This is a genomic window from Streptomyces sp. NBC_01618 (assembly GCF_045209435.1).
Taxonomy (GTDB): Bacteria; Actinomycetota; Actinomycetes; order Streptomycetales; family Streptomycetaceae; genus Streptomyces.
Window position 1 is genome coordinate 4063441 of record NZ_CP109297.1, and the last position, 16949, is coordinate 4080389.

The window sequence follows — 16949 nt, forward strand, 5'->3', positions numbered from 1 at the left end:
ACGACGGCGCGCGCGGGCGGGCCCGATTCCGCCGGACGACACCGATTCGTACTCCCGGGACTAGTGACATACCGCGTGGTATGTGAGCAGAATCAGCGGAACCCAACTGCCGCGTAGCGCCCACCGGGAGGACGCCGTGCTGAGCACCATGCAGGACGTACCGCTGACTGTCACCCGCATCCTCCGACACGGGATGACCATTCATGGGAAGTCGCAGGTCACGACCTGGACCGGCGAGCCCGAGCCGCAGCGGCGCAGCTTCGCCGAGATCGGCCGACGCGCCACCCAGCTGGCGAACGCGCTGCGCGACGAGATCGGTATCGACGGCGACCAGCGCATAAGCACCCTCATGTGGAACAACGCGGAACACCTCGAGGCGTACCTCGCGATCCCCTCGATGGGTGCCGTCCTGCACACCCTCAACCTCCGGCTCCCCGCCGAGCAGCTGATCTGGATCGTCGAGCACGCCGACGACAAGGTCGTCATCGTCAACGGCTCCCTGTTGCCGCTGCTCGCGCCGCTCCTTCCCCATCTGACGTCGATCGAGCACTTGATCGTCACGGGGCCGGGCGACCGATCCGTCCTGGACGGCGCTGCGCCCCGGGTGCACGAGTACGAGGAGCTGATCGCCGGCCGCCCGACCAGCTACGACTGGCCCGAGCTCGACGAACGCCAGGCCGCAGCCATGTGCTACACCTCCGGCACCACCGGCGACCCCAAGGGCGTCGTCTACTCCCACCGCTCCATCTACCTGCACTCCATGCAGGTCAACATGGCGGAGTCGATGGGGCTGACCGACAAGGACACCACGCTGGTGGTCGTCCCCCAGTTCCATGTGAACGCCTGGGGGCTGCCGCACGCGACGTTCATGTCCGGCATCAACATGCTCATGCCGGACCGGTTCCTGCAGCCCGCCCCGCTCGCCGACATGATCGAGCGCGAGAGGCCGACCCACGCCGCGGCCGTCCCCACCATCTGGCAGGGGCTGCTCGCCGAGGTCACCGCCAACCCGCGCGACCTCACCTCCATGGCCCGCGTGACCATCGGCGGCGCCGCCTGCCCGCCGTCCCTCATGGAGGCGTACGACAAGCTCGGCGTCCGCCTCTGCCACGCCTGGGGCATGACGGAGACGTCACCGCTCGGCACCATGGCCCACCCGCCCGCCGGGCTCACCGAGGAGGAGCAGTGGCCCTACCGCATCACCCAGGGCCGCTTCCCGGCCGGCGTCGAGGCGCGCCTGGTCGGCCCCGGCGGCGAGCTGCTGCCGTGGGACAACGAGTCGGCCGGTGAGCTGGAGGTACGCGGCCACTGGATCGCCCGGGCCTACTACGGGGGCGCGGACGGCGAGGACCTGCGCCCCGAGGACAAGTTCAGCGAGGACGGCTGGCTGAAGACCGGTGACGTCGGCGTGATCAGCGACGACGGCTTCCTCACCCTGACCGACCGGGCCAAGGACGTCATCAAGTCCGGTGGCGAATGGATCTCCAGTGTCGAGCTGGAGAACGCGCTCATGGCGCACCCGGACGTGGCCGAGGCGGCGGTCGTCGCCGTCCCGGACGAGAAGTGGGGCGAGCGCCCGCTCGCCACGGTCGTGCTCAAGGACGGCGCCGCCGCCGACTTCGAGGTGCTGAAGAGGTTCCTCACCGATTCCGGCATCGCCAAGTGGCAGCTGCCGGAGCGCTGGACGGTCATTCCGGCGGTGCCGAAGACGAGCGTCGGAAAGTTCGACAAGAAGGTTATTCGCGAAGCATACAGGTTGGGGCAGTTGGAAGTGACTCGAGTCGACTGATCCTGGCTGAGCCCACGCGGCACCCTGACGCGCCCCCGCTGGCCTGCGCTGGCGGGGGCGTTGCGCTGTTCACCTGTCTCGCCCCGGGCAACGGTCGGCCGTCGCACGGTTGTCTAGCGCCGTACAGGGGATGCGCTGAGCGGCCCACCGGGTCACCGGTTTATGCGACAACGCGCATAGTCGCGAGTATGCATAGACGGCCGGGCATGGTCCTCGTACCGTCATCCTCGACGGCCCCAACGGGGGTCGCAGACAGGGGGTTTCGCATGTCTGAGCGTGCCGGACTTACCCGCCTTACGGGCAACGGGAACGGGGAGTGCGGGCAGGGCGATTGCCCGAACGTGTACCGCACGGAGAAGGGGGCGTTTGTCGTGCAGGGCGATGTGTTCGACGGCTTCAGGCCCCCGCAGGGGGAGGGTCTTGTAGAGATCCCGGAAAGCGTGCTGCGGGAGGCCGTTCGTGTTCTTGGCTGGTGACGAGTGGCAGGCCAAGTTCCGTGACTTTCAGACGGAAGCTTGGCGACTGGAAACGCGCCCGGAAGGGGAACGCTTTTCCGGACCGTACGAGGACAAGTGGACCGCTCGTAGGCCATGTTTTGGAAGTGGCTGCAGTGCCTCACTCCGCATTGTGATGATCTCGGCGAAAGAACTCGCGTTGGCGGCTGGATGAACTACGGGCCGGCCGGAGCATCTTTGGAAGCCGTCGGGACGATCGCTTGTGCTCCGCCCTCGATGGTCCAGCCGGCAGCGAGCGGCATGAGGTCCTTGATCCGGACACTCCTCAGGCCCTCGGGCGTGGGGAGGATGACCCGGATGTCCGGGTGGTAGTCGAAGAGCACCTGGCGGTCCCGGCCGCACGGGTCGAAGACGCCTCGTTCGCAGTTTCCCACCGCGACAATCGTCGTGAGTTCCCTGGCGCCGGACGCACGGGCGTGTCCCAGCGCGACGAGCTCCGCGCACGGGCCGCCGGTGAAGTGGTAGACGTTGATTCCGCCGTATATCTTGCCGTTGGCCCCTCTGACGGCAGCCCCCATGGTGTGTGCGCCTTCCTCTCCATCGGTGTTCGCATCGACAAGTTGCTTGGCAAAGTCGATGAGTTCAAGGTCTTCGGGCGTCAACTCGCGACACGGGATGTCCATGCGGCGCATGCTACGGCGTAGATCCCGTACATGCCTTGCCTTATAAATTGCGGTCCGTACATCCCCGCGACCGGCGACGACGTGTCCAAGGCCGCCCACTTGTCATCCCAGAGATGCCCCCGCTCCTAAAACACGGCCTGGGCGGTCCAGACCACTTCGAGTAGGTCCGGGTTGAACTTCCGCGCGCCACGGCCCGCAGGATGCACTATGACGGTCTTGATGTGCTTCAGGATGACCGCGCGCTGTCGTTCGATCGGCAGTCGCTCAAAATCCTCGGCAAGGTTCAGAGTGTCAGCGGCCTGAGCGGCCGCGACAGCATGCCGGGCGCGGTCGTGCCGTAGTTCGTCCCGCTCGGCCTCCAGCGGCTCGACCACCGCAATCCAGGAAGCGGCACTGATCTTCTTCTCCCGCTTCGCCGTGATCAGTTCCGCGAGTTCCTGCTCGACCTCCGCCAGCCGAGCAGCCCCAGACCACTCGGCAGCCTCACTCTTGGGCGCCTTCAAACGGGCCTCGGCATCATGAATCAGCGACAAGATGTGCGAGTCAATAGGTTCGCCCGCACGGGACACCTTGCCGCACCCGTTGTCGGTCGACGGCGGGCAACGGTAAGCGAATCGGCTCCCGTTGCTTCCCTCAGTCCAAGAGCTCCGAAGGTTCGGCGCCAGACGCGCACCGCACTGAGCGCAACGCAGAATCCCGCTGAGCAGATACTTGTAAGCGTTGGTCCCCTTCTGGCCGTTGTCCCTGTGCTGCGACCTGACGCCGTCCAGGACGACCGTCACGGCCTCCAGCCTCTCCGGCGTACAGATCGGTTCCCACACGCCCATCACAGGCTTACCGCCCGGGCCAATGTGGATTTCACCCTTCACGGCACGGAACCCCGCCAAGCGAGGGTTACTGAGAATGCTCCTCACCGCCACACGCGTGATGGGCTTACCCGTGTTCCGCGACGTCTGGACATCTTTGGCCTGCCACTCCCGAACGATCGTCGACATACGAGTACCCGCCAACAGATCGTCGTGCGCCTTGGTGATGAGAGCAGCCTGCGCAGGATCAACTGTCAGCCGGTCATCCTTCCAACCGAACGGAGGGAACCCACCACCGTTCTTCCCAGCGTCCGCAAGTTCCTTGTGCTTACGGGCTACCCGCCGCCCCGTGTCCGCCGACGCCTTATTGGCAAACGCCACCATCACTCGGGCCATGGTTCGACCGTCAGAAGTCGACAGGTCCAGGTCGTTGGTCACGGTGCAGAACACAAGGTTCGGCCGCGCTTCAAAGACGTCTAGGAGCCGTTCGAGGTCGCGCGGCTGGCGCGCCAAACGGTCAACGTCGTAAGCAATGACGCCGTCAATGACCCCGGATTCGAGATCCGTGAGCAGTGCCTCGAACTGGGGACGAATCACGTTGCGCTTGAACGCGCTCACGTCGTTGTCGACGTAGTCTCGGGCCACCTCCCAGCCGGGCCGCACCCCTGCCACCTGCCGGTAGTCCCTGCGCTGGCGCTCCACGCCGAGCTCTTCGCCGTCCTTGTCCAGACTGATGCGGGCGTATCCGCCGAGCCGCACAACCACCGTGACCCCTCCCCGCGCCCTCTCGGGCGCCCTGACCTGCCAACATGGCAGAGGAGCAGCATACGCCGAACTACCGTTTTTGAGTCAGGTTCTTGAAGAAGGTGATCCGCAAGCGGTACGCGGAGGGTGAGCTGGACATCACCCGGCTCTGACCCGACCCGGTCGGGGAGCACGACGAGGGCGGTACGGGATCTCTCGTACCGCCCTCGTCGTCATCTCCCAGCGTCCGCCCGGCCGTTCGCGCCCGTGTCCGTATTGCGTGTTCGTGCGCGTCAGTTCGTGCCGATCTTCGCGAGCAGGTCGACGATGCGCGACTGCACCTCGTCGCTCGTGGAACGTTCGGCCAGGAAGAGCACGGTCTCGCCCGAGCTGAGCTTCGGCAGCTCGGACCCGGTCATGTCGGCGGAGGTGTAGACGACCAGCGGCGTGCGGTTCAACTGGCCGTTGGCGCGCAGCCAGTCGACGATCCCGGCCCGGCGGCGGCGTACCTGCATCAGGTCCATCACCACCAGGTTGGGCCGCATCCGGGTGGCGAGCGTCACCGCCTCGTTGTCGGTGGAGGCGTGCGCGACCTGCATGCCGCGCCGCTCCAACGTGTCCGTCAGCGCCAGCGCGATCTCCTCGTGCTCCTCGATCAACAGCACCCGCGGCGGATGCTGTTCGCTGTCGCGCGGGGCGAGCGCCTTGAGGAGTACGGCCGGGTCGGCACCGTACGCGGCCTCCCGCGATGCCTGCCCCAGACCGGCCGTCACCAGGACCGGGACCTCGGCCGCCACGGCGGCCTGACGCAGTGACTGCAGCGCCTTGCGGGTTATGGGACCGGTGAGCGGGTCGACGAAGAGCGCGGCGGGGAACGCCGCGATCTGGGCGTCGACCTCCTCGCGCGAATGCACGATCACCGGCCGGTAGCCGCGGTCGCTCAGCGCCTGCTGGGTGGAGACATCGGGCGCGGGCCAGACGAGCAGCCGGCGCGGGTTGTCCAGCGGCTCCGGGGGCAGCTCGTCGTCGACCGGCTGCGGCGACGGACGGTTGGCGACCTCGATCGCGCCACCCGGACCGTCCAGCGGCTCCGGCCCCTCGGCGCCCTCGTCGGGTGCGCCTATGGCGTACGCGCGCCCTTCGGCCTCCGGAGGAGCCGACAGCAGCTGCCCCGAACCCGGGTTCGGGGCCTGTGCGGCGCCGGACGGAGCGGCCGGGGACGGCGCGGTCTGCGGCGCGGCGGCCGGGGACGGCGCGGTCTGCGGCAGTGCGGCCTGCGGGGTGCGCTCGTCCTCCGGCGGGGCGGCGAGCTTACGGCGCCGTCCGGCACCGCCGAGCGTCTGGTTCTGCTGGTGCGCGATGTGCTGGGCGAAGGGCACGCCTTGCCCGAGCGTCCGCACGCTGAACGCGCGCCCCTGCGTCGAGTCCGACGAGCCGCCGGGCATCGGAGCCTCGGCGGGCAGCGGCTGCCTGCGCGCGTCGGGTACGGGCGCGATGTTCCGGGGACGGCTCTCCGCGACGGGCGTGGTGCCGGTGGTGTGCGCGGTGTGGCCGGCCACGGGCCACTCCGGATCGCCGCCGGGGCGGCTGTCGGGCCGGTCGTCGGTCTGCGGGGCTTGCTGGGCTTGTGGGGCCTGCTGGGCCTGTGGGGGTGCGTCGGAGTGACGCGCCCGGCGGCGCCCGGTCGGTACGGGGCGCGCCTGGGGCGGGGTGTGCTCCTCGTCCGGCGCGATGGGTACGGCGTCGTGACGTCCGGGCAGCGAGGCGTCCGCGTCGACGGCCGCGGACGGGGTCCGGTCGGCATCCGCGGGCGGCAGAGCGAACGCGGTACGGGGTCCGGTCGGCTCGGCCTGGGCGGAGCGCTCCTGCGCGGCCGCCAGCGCCCGCCGCGCACGCCGCCCGGTCGGCTGGGACGCCGGTGTGGGCACAGCCCCGTCCCCGAGCTGCGAAAGGCCTTCGCCCTGTGAGAGGCCTTCGGGAGCAGAAACGGAAGCAGAAACGGAAGCAGAAACGGAAGCGGATGCCGGCAGAGCCAACTGGTTCTCGCCGCCCTGGTGCGCCCGGTGTCCACCCGCCGGCATCGGCATCGGCCCCTCGGCGGGAACCGGAACACCCTGCGGCGGCACGGTCCGGCCACGCTGCGGACGGCCACCGCCACCCTGCGCGCCCTCGGCCGCCGTCACCACCGCCCCTTCGGACGGCGCGGAGGCGGCCGGAGACAGCGCCAACGCCTGCCCCGTCCCCGCCCCCTGCTGCTCGTCAGCAGGCTCTCCGGGCCGCCGGCCCTGCTCGGGCAGCTGAGCCGGAAGCGCGTGCTGAGTACCGGTCTCGGCCGGGCTCGGCCGCCCCCGCCTGCGCCCCGACCCCTCGCCCTGCTGGACGGGAATCATGTCGTGCGCGCCCTGCGTCTCCTGCGCCGCGGGTTCACGACGCGCCCGGCGCCGCCCTGTCGGCTCGGCTGCCGCCGTATCACCGGAACCGGAACCGGAACCGGAACCGGAACCGGACTCGCCCCCCGCCCCGGAACCACCCACAGGGCTCTCCAGGAACGCGTCCGTGGACGCCCGCCGCGCCCGCCGCCGTCCACCGCCCGCCGCACCCTGACCGGCCATCGACTCGGACCCCGGCTCGGCCCCCGGCTCGGAGCCCGGATTCGACCCCGGCCCGGGCGCGGAACCCGCCTCCGGCTCGGGCGCCGGTGGCATCACCGTTCCCGAGCCCTTGCCCAGCGGCACTTCGAGTACGTACGCGCTGCCGCTCATCCCCGGCACCTCGTGCGTCTGGAGCACGCCGCCGTGCGCCCGTACGATCCCGCGCACGATCGGCTCGTGCACCGGGTCTCCCCCGGCGAACGGTCCGCGCACCTCGATCCGTACGACCTCACCGCGCTGCGCCGCCGCGACGACGACCGTCGAGTCGACGTAACCACCGCCCGGCATCACGCGGGCCTTGCCGGTCGAGTCGACCCCGGCGACATCCGCGACCAGATGGGCGAGCGCGGTCACCAGCCGGGCCGCGTCCACCTCGGCCTCGATCGGCGGCGCGTGCACCGCGAACTGGGCCCGCCCGGGACCGATCAGCTCGACCGACGCGTCAATACCGGCCGTCACGACCGAGTCGAGCAGCACGTTCGCCTTGACCAGGCCCTCCGCGCCGGCGTCCAGGCGCTGGTAGCCGAGCACGTTGTCGACGAGCGTGGTCATCCGGGCGTAGCCCGCGGCCAGGTGGTGCAGGATCTGGTTGGCCTCCGGCCACAGCTGGCCGGCCGGGTCGGCGGCGAGCGTGGAGAGTTCGCCGCGCAGCTCCTCCAGCGGCCCGCGCAGCGACTCGCCGAGCACGGCGGTGAGCTGGGTGTGCCGGGCGGTCAGCGCGGCCAGCTGTTCGGCCTGCGTTTCCAGTTCGGAGGTGTACCGCTCGGCCCGGTCGGCCTGTTCCGCGCTGTGTCGTTCCGTCAGCGCGGTGACCTCGGCGGTGTGGCTCGTGGTCAGTTCGTCGATCTCGGCCCGGTGCTGCTCGGCGAGCTCCTCGTACGGCCGTCGGTCGGTGAACGTCATGACCGCACCGACCAGCTGGTCCCCGTCCCGGACCGGCGCCGTGGTCAGGTCGACCGGCACCTGCGCACCGCTCTTGGACCACAGCACCTGCCCGCGCACCCGGTGCTTGCGACCGGACCTGAGGGTGTCGGCGAGCGGCGACTCCTCGTACGGGAACGGCTCGCCCTCCGCCCGCGAGTGCAGGATCAGCGGATGCAGCTCCTGGCCGCCCAGGTCGCTGGCGCGGAAGCCGAGGATCTGCGCGGCGGCGGGGTTGACCAGGACGACCCGGCCGTCCGTGTCCGTACCGACGACGCCCTCGGCCGCGGCCCGCAGGATCATCTCGGTCTGCCGCTGCGAACGGGCCAGTTCGGCCTCGGTGTCGACGGTGCCCGACAGATCCCGTACGACGAGCATCAGCAGCTCGTCACCCGTGTAGCTGCCGCTGTACGTGCTCTGGAAGTCGTTGTACGCGGCCTGCCCGTCCTCCAGGCTGGCGCTGGTGACCTCGACCGGGTACTCGGTGCCGTCGGTCCGCCGTGCGGTCATCCGCGTCGGCTTCGTACGGCCCCGGTCGTCGGCGGACTCGGGGCGGCGCATCGACCCCGGGATCAGCGTGGAGTCGAACTCCGGCAGCAGATCGAGGAGCCCGCGCCCGACGAGTGCCGTGCCCGGCGTCTCGAACATTTCCAGCGCGATGGTGTTGGCGTTGACGACCGTGCCGTTGCAGTTGACGAGCAGCAGCCCGTCGGGGAGTGCATCGAGTATGGCTGCGAGGCGAGCAGCGCCTCGGGATGGCCTGCTGCTCACGATGACGCTTCCTCCCTGGTTACCGCACCTTGCCGACAGCGGGCCCCATCTTGCCCCTCGGGCCGCAGGCTGTCACGGAAGGAGTCTAAAGGCAGGGAAGGGGCGCAGCTCGGCGGATGAGGGGGAGCTCTCACCAAGGTTGTGTGCACGGGGTACTGCGGAAAGGCGTACAGACCGCCGCTCATCGGACGCTGGGGAGTACGGGCCGCAGATTGTTCCAGCGCGAGATCTCGCAGCCGTTGCCCCGCGTCAAGACGGTGTCGATGCTCCGCCCGCGCCAGGTCCCGGTGACCCGGGCGGTGGCCGGTCCCCCGAATTGCTGCGTGCACATCGCGTCCCGGGGCACCGGTGCGAACGGGGCCGCGCCCTCGTCCGCCAGCTCGTCCAGCCGGTTGCAGGCCTGCTGCGCCGCCGGGTGGCTGCCACCCGCCGGTCCGCACTCCAGCTCGAAGACGCCGTCGGCCGCGGGGTCCCCCGAATCCGAGACCGTCACCGTCAGCCGGGTACGGGCATCGTCCCCGTGCAGCAGCGGGAGCGGGAGCGGGAGCGCGAGCGGCAGGGGCAGGGGCAGGGGCCCGGTGGCCGCGGTCGCGGCCGGCACGGCGGCGGACAGCGCGGCGAGGGACGCGACGGCGGTGAGGGTGAGACGGCGCAACATGCGGACTCCTGTACTCGTGCACTTTGACGGGGGCGAACGGCCTCCACCCTCACTAACGCTCCGCACGCCACGGCGTTGCGCAACCGCAGGCGCTTTGCCCTCGTGCCCGACTGCCTAGTACCGTAGGCAGCGGTTGGTGACACGGCGCTCAGCTGTGTCATTATCTGCACGCACCACTCGCGCTCGCGCGGGGTGTGCTGGAGGCGTCGCCTAGTCCGGTCTATGGCGCCGCACTGCTAATGCGGTTTGGGTCTTAAAGCCCATCGAGGGTTCAAATCCCTCCGCCTCCGCTCCATCACCGAAGCCCCGTGCCACTGGCACGGGGCTTCGGTCGTATCCGGACCCGGGCGGCGTACGGCGCGGGCCGCACGGCACCACCAAACAGGGTGTTTTCGCAGGTCAGAGGTGGTGTGGCTTAAGGATTTCGCGCTACGGCGCAGGTCATGTAATGTTGTTCCCGCAACGCCGACCAGGCAGAAAAGCCCGGAACGCACAAGCACTCGTAGCTTAACGGATAGAGCATCTGACTACGGATCAGAAGGTTGCAGGTTCGAATCCTGCCGAGTGCACAGCAAGCCAGGGGCCTCAGGAGAAATCCTGAGGCCCCTGGCTTTGGCTTTGACGGCGGTCTTGACGGGCCGTGGAGCAGAAGCGGGTCGAGGCCGGGCGGCCAGGGCGAGCGCCGAGTTCGACTCGGCGAGCCGGAATCCGCGGTGACCCCTCGCGAGTGCCTGAGGCCCCGTTGCCGGGGCGGCCGACCTGCGCGGCTTCACCCACCTGTTCGGGCCGGGGCCCGAGTTGTCGTCCATGGCACGCGGACGCCCGGCCGGGTCAGGCCGACGCCTTGACGGCCGAGCCCGCCCGGGCCCGCTCCTGCACGACGCGGCGGCGCCGGGTCGGCATCCCGAGCGTCGGGTTGGCGACGCCCCAGGCCGCGCCTTTGCAGACCAGCTCCTTGTAGACGGCGGCGAGCCGTCCGGTCAGGGCCGCCCGGACGGCGCGGTCGTCGGCGGTGACGTACTGGATCACGCCTTCCTTGCGGCCCAGTGAGATGCACTGGTTGAAGTAGCGCAGCGGCGCGTTCGGGAGCTTCCCGCCGGTCAGGCGCGCCGCGATGGCGTCGGCGGCCTGCCACGCGGTGGGGGTGCCCGAGGCGCACGACATCCGCAGCGGCTTGTCGCCTGGGCCCATGGCCATGGCCGCGTCGCCGATGGCGTACACGTCCGGGTGCGAGACAGAGCGCATGGTCCCGTCGACCACGATCTGGCCTGTGCCGGTGACCTCCAGAGCGGTGGCCTTCGCGATCGGGTGGACCGCGAAGCCGGTGGTCCACACGGTGACCGCGGCCGGGACGGACCTGCCGTCGGCGGTGGCGACGCGGTCGGCCTCCACGCCGGTGACGGCGGTGTGCTCGTGCACGGTGATGCCGAGCCCGTCGAAGACCTTCCGCAGGTGCCGGCGGCCCTTGGGCGAGAGCCAGTCGCCGAGCCCGCCCCGGGCCGCGAGGGCGACGTCGAGGTCCGGGCGGGACTCGGCGATCTCGGTCGCGGCCTCCAGGCCGGTGAGGCCGCCGCCGACGACGACCACGGGCTGTCCGGCGCCCAGGCCGGCCAGGCGCTCCCGCAGCCGGAGCGCTCCGGGGCGGCCGGCGATCTCGTGGGAGTGCTCGGCGGTGCCGGGCACTCCTTGGGTGTGCCAGCCGCTGCCGAGGGCGTACACGAGGCTGTCGTAATCCAGTTCCTCGGCGCCGTTCGCGTCGATGACGGCGACGGTCTTGCGGTCCACGTCGATGCCGGTGACCTCTCCGAGCTTCAGTTCGACGCCGGTGCCTGCGAACATCTCGCTGAAGGGCCGGGGCTCGAGGTCCTGGCCGGCCGCCAGCTGGTGCATCCGGACGCGCTCGACGAAGTCGGGCTCGGTGTTGACGAGGGTGATGGCGACGTCCTCGCGGCGCAGCCGCTTGGCGAGGCGCCCGGCGGCGGTGGCTCCGGTGTATCCGGCTCCGATGACGATGATGCGGTGCTGCATTCCCTGGCTCCTGTCTCGCGCGGGTTCGCCCCTTGAACCGGGCAGCCCGCCGTTTCCTGACAGGAACGGGATGTGAAGCACCTCACATCGACGTCAGAAGGCGTGGAACAGAGGTTCCCCGTGGTCGGTGGCCGCCCACCGCCGGGTCGCCCGTTCGAGCTTGTCGGGGTTGACCTGGTTGCGGAACGCGGCGATGCCCTCGGCGGTGACCTCCAGGCACATGATGCCGATGACCCGGCCGTCGAGGACCGCCACGACGGCGGGGGCGCCGTTGGCGGTCGTGGCGTAGACCTCGGGGGAGCCGCCGGCGATGGTGCGCTTGGCCTTGCCGGGTTTGAACAGGCCTCGCATGAACTTCGCGACCGCGAGGGCGCCCTCGAACGCCTTGGCACGGGCCGGGACCTTCCCGCCGCCGTCGCCGATCGAGATGGCGTCCTCGGTGAGCAGTCGCACGAGCGGCTCGGTCCGGCCGCTGGTGGCGGCCGCGAGGAACTCCTCGACGATCCGCCGGGCGGCGGCCTCGTCGATCTCGGTACGGGCCCTGCCGTCCACGACGTGCTTTTTGGCGCGGTGGAAGATCTGCTGGCTGGCGGCCTCGGTGATGTCGAGGATCTCCGCGATCTTCCGGTGCGGGTAGTCGAAGGCCTCCCGCAGCACGTACACCACCCGCTCGTTGGGGGAGAGGCGCTCCATGAGGGCGAGGACCGCGTACGAGACCGATTCGCGCTGCTCGGCGGTGTCGGCCGGGCCGAGCATCGGGTCCCCGGCGAGCAGCGGCTCGGGCAGCCACTGGCCCACATAGGTCTCGCGCCGGGCGCGGGCCGAGGTGAGCTGGTCGAGACACAGGTTGGTGAGGACCTTCGTCAGCCAGGCCTCGGGGACCTTGATGCGGTCGACGTCGGCGGCCTGCCAGCGCAGAAACGTGTCCTGCACGGCGTCCTCGGCATCGCTCGCGGAGCCGAGGAGGCGGTAGGCGATGGCCTTCAGGCGGGGCATGGAGGCCTCGAACCGGTCCATGTGGTTCATGGTCAGAGCCATGGCCCGGATCCTAGCCTTCACGGCGCGCGACGGACCTTGGGCTGCGGCCCTGCGGCCCTGAGGCCCTGCGCCACAAGACCGGTGCTGTTCGACTTGCCGGACGCAGTGGATCGCGGTGACCGGATCGAACGCTTCATCCGTCCGCTACCGTCTCTCCGGGGCCTTGCAACGGCCTTGATGGCCGTACGGATCAGATGGTCGCAGCCTCGAATCCTGCCGAGTGCACAGTGGCAAGAGGCCCCTCGAATTCGCCATCCGCCGTTGTCCGGGGGCCTTTTGGCCTTCCTCCGCAGGTATCGGAATCCGGGAGTTCACGCATGGGGTGCATGGGGTGGCAGTGCACCGGACTACGGTGGCCGGACGCGCAGGGCGTGCCCGTGCTGGGGTGGCGGCGAGGTGAGGGCGTACGGGTGAGTGCGCCGGCGTACGGGACGGAGCTCGGGTTCCGGGCCGTGGGGCGGCGGCACTGTGTCGGGGCGCGCGGGAACGTGTGTCCGGTGGGGGCTGTGGTGGCGGGGCGGAGCACGGGGGCGCGGTGTCCGGAGTGTGCGCGGCTGGACCGGGCGCATTCGGTGGCCGCCGACACGATCGCCGACGACCCCCGGACGTACCGCGTGTATCTCGCCTGGTTCGGGCCGGGGATGGTGAAGGTCGGGATTACCGCAGAGGAGCGGGAGGCGGCGCGGCTGCGGGAGCAGGGGGCCGTGGTGTTCAGCTGGCTGGGGCGGGGGCCGTTGATGGCGGCGCGGCGGACCGAGGAACTGCTGCGGTCGGCGCTCGGGGTGCCGGACCGGATTCCGTACGCCAGGAAGCGGGCCGTGCGCGCGGCGCTGCCGGGGGCGGGGGAGCGGCGTGCGGAGGTGGCGGAGCTCTACGCGCGGGCTGTGGCGTTGGAGGGGGCCGGGTGGCCGGAGTCGTTGGAGCGGTTGCCGTTCGAGGCGGTCGATCACGCCGGGGTGTTCGGGCTGGACGGTGCGGTCGAGGTGGCTTGGGCGGTCACCGAGTTGGTGGACGGGGGTGTGGTCGCGGGGCGGCTGGTGGCGGCGGCCGGGCCCGATCTGCATCTGGAGACGGTGACGCATGGGGTCGTGGTGCTGGACACCCGGCTGATGACCGGATGGGAACTGGCGGGCGCCGACGCGCGGGGCGGGGTGGGTGTGCCGGTGGCAGACATCGGGGGCGGCGGCGTGCAGGACGGGCTGTTCTGAGATCGTCGGGGCCGGATGGTCGGATCGGAATCGTCGGGGCGGACGTCGGAATCGTCGCGGCCGGGCGGTGAAAGGGGCACGTGATGAGTGGTGACGCGGACGACGTCGTGCGGTTCCGGGAGCGGCTGGGGCTGCCCGGGATCATCGATGTCCATACGCACTTCATGCCGGATCGGGTGCTGCGCAAGGTCTGGGCGTACTTCGACTCCGCGGGGCCGCTGACCGGGATGGAGTGGCCGATCGAGTACCGGCACGACGAGGACGAACGCCTCGCGCTGCTGCGCTCGTTCGGTGTGCTCCGGTTCACCTCGATGCTCTACCCGCACAAGGCCGGGATGGCGGCCTGGCTGAACGGCTGGGCGGCCGACTTCGCGCGCCGGGTGCCGGACTGTCTGCACACCGCGACCTTCTTCCCGGAGGAGGGCGTGGAGCGCTACGTGCGCGAGGCCGTGGAGGCGGGGGCGCGGGTCTTCAAGTCACACCTCCAGGTCGGCGCGTACGACGCCAACGACCCGCTGCTGGAGCCGGTGTGGGGGCTGCTCGCGGAGGCCGGGGTGCCGGTGGTGATGCACTGCGGTTCGGGGCCGGCGCCCGGCAAGCACACGGGGCCCGAACCGGTCGGGCGGCTCCTCGCCCGGCATCCGCGGCTGCGGCTGATCGTGGCGCACATGGGGATGCCGGAGTACACGGAGTTCCTGGCGCTGGCGGAGACGTACCCGGCGGTGCGGCTCGATACGACGATGGCGTTCACTGACTTCACGGACGACTTCATGCCGTTCCCGGTGGCCGAGCGGGGGCGGCTCGCGGCGCTCGGGGACCGGATTCTGCTGGGCACGGACTTTCCGAACATCCCGTATCCGTACGCGCATCAGCTGCACGCCCTGGAGCGGCTGGAGTTGGGGGACGACTGGCTGCGGGCGGTCTGCCACGGCAACGCGAGCGCGTTGTTCGACGTGTGCTGAAGGGCGCCGGAGGGGCCGGCGGGCGGCGGAGGGGCGTTTTCTCAGGGAATTCACAGAATCGGGAAAGAGCCCTCTCAGAGGAGTCTCACAGGGTGGGGCCATGACGACGACGACCTCGCCCCAGGGGCGTACCGAACTGCTGAGGGCGGACCGCACCCCCGTCCGCGTGCTCGTGGTGGACGACGAGGCTCCGCTCGCCGAGCTGCTCTCCATGGCGCTGCGTTACGAGGGCTGGGAGGTGCGCAGCGCCGGGGACGGGGCCGGTGCCGTACGGATGGCGCGCGACTTCCGGCCCGACGTGGTGATCCTCGATGTGATGCTGCGCGACACGGACGGGTTCGCCGTGCTCGGCAGGCTGCGGCGGGAGCTCGCCGACGTCCCCGTGCTGTTCCTGACCGCGCGCGACGCGGTGGAGGACCGGATCACGGGGCTCACGGCGGGCGGCGACGACTACGTCACCAAGCCGTTCAGCCTGGAGGAGGTCGTGGCACGGCTGCGCGGGCTGATCCGGCGCTCCGGTACGGCGGTCGTACGCAGCGAGTCGACGCTCGTCGTCGGCGATCTGGCGCTGGACGAGGACAGCCACGAGGTCAGCCGGGGCGGTACGTCCATCCACCTCACCGCGACCGAGTTCGAGCTGCTGCGCTTCCTGATGCGTAATCCGCGGCGGGTGCTGAGCAAGGCGCAGATCCTCGACCGGGTGTGGAACTACGACTTCGGCGGACAGGCGAACGTCGTCGAGCTGTACATCTCGTACCTGCGCAAGAAGATCGACGCCGGACGGTCGCCGATGATCCACACCCGGCGAGGGGCGGGGTATCTCATCAAGCCCGGTGAATAGGCCGGTGGGCAGGCCGGTGAACAGCCCCGTGAGCAGGCCGGTGGGCAGGCGCTCGGAGGTGCGCGGGACTACACCTGGGCCGCCGCAGCCATCGGTTCGCAGAACGCCGCGAGCTACCAACTCGCCACCGGAGACCCGGTGATGGAGATCGGCGGCTTCAACGGCAGCGACCCGTCCCCGACGCTCGCCCAGTTCAAGCAGTACGTCGAGGACGGCAGGATCCACTACTTCATCGGCAGCGGAACAGGCCCAATGGGCGCAATGGGCGGCGCCGACAGCGGCACCTCCTCGCAGTTCTCCTCCTGGGCGGAGGAGAACTGCGAGGAGGCCACGGCCGGCAGCGCCACCTTCTACGACCTGACCCGGCCGAAGAGCAGCTGAGGCTCAGCGCCGCAGCAGCAGATCCGCGACAACCGGGCGGTGGTCCGAGGCGAGCGTCTCGACCACCGCCGCGTCGCGTACCCGTACCGAATCCTTCGACACCGCCACGTAGTCGATCCGCCGCACCGGATCCTGCGCCGGGTACGTCGGCCCGCCGGGCTCGACGTCCGTCAGTTCCTTCCACAGCGGGGCGAGTTCGGGGGCGGCCGGTGCCGCGTTGAAGTCGCCGAGCAGGATCTGCCGCACCTTCTGCCGCCCCGCCCCGGCCCCCGGTGCCTCGTCCTTCGCCATGATCCGGCGGGTGTCGGCGACCTGGGCGGCCCGTACGGACGGATCGGCGCGGTAGTCGAGATGCGTCACGTACACATGCACGGGCAGCCCCTTCACCCGCAGGACCACCTCGCCGAAGCCGGGCGCCGGGGCCGGTACCGGGTTCGGGTCCTGGGTGGAGAGCCGGGTGATCTCGTGGTTCTCGGCGCTCACGATGCGGTGCCTGGACAGCACCGCGACCCCGAATTCGCGCCGGGGCGCGCCGGGTGCCGCCGGATCGAGGCTGTAGATCGGGGCGAACGAGACGTACATGTGCAGCCGCTCGGCCAGCTCACTCGCCAGATCGCGCCACTCGCTGCGGGTGCCCCAGTGGACGTCGACCTCCTGGAGCCCGATCACATCGGCGTCCAGCGCACGCAGTTCGGCTGTCTGCCGGTCGAGATCGAAGACGTTGTCCATGCCGGCGCCCGCATGGATGTTGTACGTGGCCACGCGCAGCGGCACCGCGGGTCCTTGCCCGTCGGCCGATGCGGGAGGCGCGAGGGCGGCCCCCGAGAGGCCCGCTGCGATGAGAACGACCACCGTACGACGACGCAGTGACATACCACTCCAGCCCTTGTCGGATCAGCTGTCGGATCAGCGGCGAGCACGGTATCGCGCGGAAATGAGTTGTACACCGTACGAGGTGAGCTATACGGTGTACGTCTTTCGCCTGTACGTCGTATAAGAAACCAAAATCAGGA

Annotated in this window: 12 protein-coding genes, 2 tRNA genes and 1 pseudogene; 8 read left to right on the forward strand and 7 right to left on the reverse strand. The window is 70.3% G+C overall.

Annotation, left to right across the window (positions count from 1 at the left end):
* Window positions 1–136: 136 nt before the first annotated feature.
* Entirely contained in the window at window positions 137–1789 is a 1653-nt protein-coding gene (locus OH735_RS18980; RefSeq protein WP_406386637.1) for a long-chain fatty acid--CoA ligase, read from the forward strand.
* Window positions 1790–2055: 266 nt separating this feature from the next.
* On the forward strand, window positions 2056–2265 hold the full coding sequence (locus OH735_RS18985; RefSeq protein WP_406382718.1) for a hypothetical protein: 210 nt from the start codon (window positions 2056–2058) through the stop codon (window positions 2263–2265).
* 194 nt (window positions 2266–2459) lie between these two features.
* Here OH735_RS18985 and OH735_RS18990 read toward each other — a convergent pair whose 3' ends face one another.
* The 4 genes from OH735_RS18990 to OH735_RS19005 all read right to left on the reverse strand — a co-directional run bounded on the left by OH735_RS18990 (window position 2460) and on the right by OH735_RS19005 (window position 9478).
* Window positions 2460–2927, reverse strand: a complete 468-nt coding sequence (locus OH735_RS18990) for a cytidine deaminase family protein (protein WP_406382719.1) — start codon at window positions 2925–2927, stop codon at window positions 2460–2462.
* Between the two features lie 125 nt (window positions 2928–3052).
* The gene (locus OH735_RS18995; RefSeq protein ID WP_406382720.1) at window positions 3053–4498 is read right to left on the reverse strand and encodes a recombinase family protein; all 1446 of its coding nucleotides are present in this window, start codon (window positions 4496–4498) and stop codon (window positions 3053–3055) included.
* A 272-nt stretch (window positions 4499–4770) separates the two neighbouring features.
* Window positions 4771–8820 carry a PAS domain-containing protein gene (locus tag OH735_RS19000; protein ID WP_406382721.1) on the reverse strand — a complete coding sequence of 1350 codons (4050 nt, stop codon included), beginning with the start codon at window positions 8818–8820 and terminating at the stop codon, window positions 4771–4773.
* Between the two features lie 181 nt (window positions 8821–9001).
* Window positions 9002–9478, reverse strand: a complete 477-nt coding sequence (locus OH735_RS19005) for an SSI family serine proteinase inhibitor (protein ID WP_406382722.1) — start codon at window positions 9476–9478, stop codon at window positions 9002–9004.
* Between the two features lie 199 nt (window positions 9479–9677).
* Here OH735_RS19005 and OH735_RS19010 point away from each other — a divergent pair.
* Together OH735_RS19010 and OH735_RS19015 are read left to right on the forward strand one after the other, a co-directional pair.
* A tRNA-Ser gene (locus tag OH735_RS19010) sits at window positions 9678–9768 on the forward strand.
* 206 nt (window positions 9769–9974) lie between these two features.
* Window positions 9975–10047 (forward strand) — tRNA-Arg (locus tag OH735_RS19015).
* Between the two features lie 262 nt (window positions 10048–10309).
* On the opposite strand, the gene OH735_RS19020 is transcribed toward OH735_RS19015, so the two are convergent.
* Both OH735_RS19020 and sigJ read right to left on the reverse strand, forming a co-directional pair.
* Window positions 10310–11506: an NAD(P)/FAD-dependent oxidoreductase gene (locus tag OH735_RS19020; protein ID WP_406382723.1), complete on the reverse strand. Its 1197-nt coding sequence runs from the start codon at window positions 11504–11506 to the stop codon at window positions 10310–10312.
* A 93-nt stretch (window positions 11507–11599) separates the two neighbouring features.
* A complete protein-coding gene (gene sigJ / locus OH735_RS19025) occupies window positions 11600–12544 on the reverse strand; it encodes an RNA polymerase sigma factor SigJ (RefSeq protein WP_406382724.1) in 945 nt (314 codons plus the stop codon).
* Between the two features lie 326 nt (window positions 12545–12870).
* Here sigJ and OH735_RS19030 point away from each other — a divergent pair, with 326 nt between their 5' ends.
* The 4 genes and pseudogenes from OH735_RS19030 to OH735_RS19045 form a co-directional block, all read left to right on the forward strand.
* The gene (locus tag OH735_RS19030; RefSeq protein WP_406386639.1) at window positions 12871–13752 is read left to right on the forward strand and encodes a DUF2797 domain-containing protein; all 882 of its coding nucleotides are present in this window, start codon (window positions 12871–12873) and stop codon (window positions 13750–13752) included.
* Between the two features lie 83 nt (window positions 13753–13835).
* Complete coding sequence (locus OH735_RS19035; protein WP_406382725.1) at window positions 13836–14714, forward strand: amidohydrolase family protein; 879 nt, start codon at window positions 13836–13838, stop codon at window positions 14712–14714.
* Window positions 14715–14814: 100 nt separating this feature from the next.
* Window positions 14815–15555 (forward strand): response regulator transcription factor, encoded by a 741-nt coding sequence (locus OH735_RS19040; protein ID WP_406382726.1) that lies wholly within the window; start codon window positions 14815–14817, stop codon window positions 15553–15555.
* Between the two features lie 3 nt (window positions 15556–15558).
* Window positions 15559–15936, forward strand: a pseudogene (locus tag OH735_RS19045) (glycosyl transferase); the annotation flags it as partial.
* Between the two features lie 3 nt (window positions 15937–15939).
* On the opposite strand, the gene OH735_RS19050 reads toward OH735_RS19045, so the two are convergent.
* Window positions 15940–16809 carry an endonuclease/exonuclease/phosphatase family protein gene (locus tag OH735_RS19050; RefSeq protein WP_406382727.1) on the reverse strand — a complete coding sequence of 290 codons (870 nt, stop codon included), beginning with the start codon at window positions 16807–16809 and terminating at the stop codon, window positions 15940–15942.
* Between the last annotated feature and the right edge of the window lie 140 nt (window positions 16810–16949).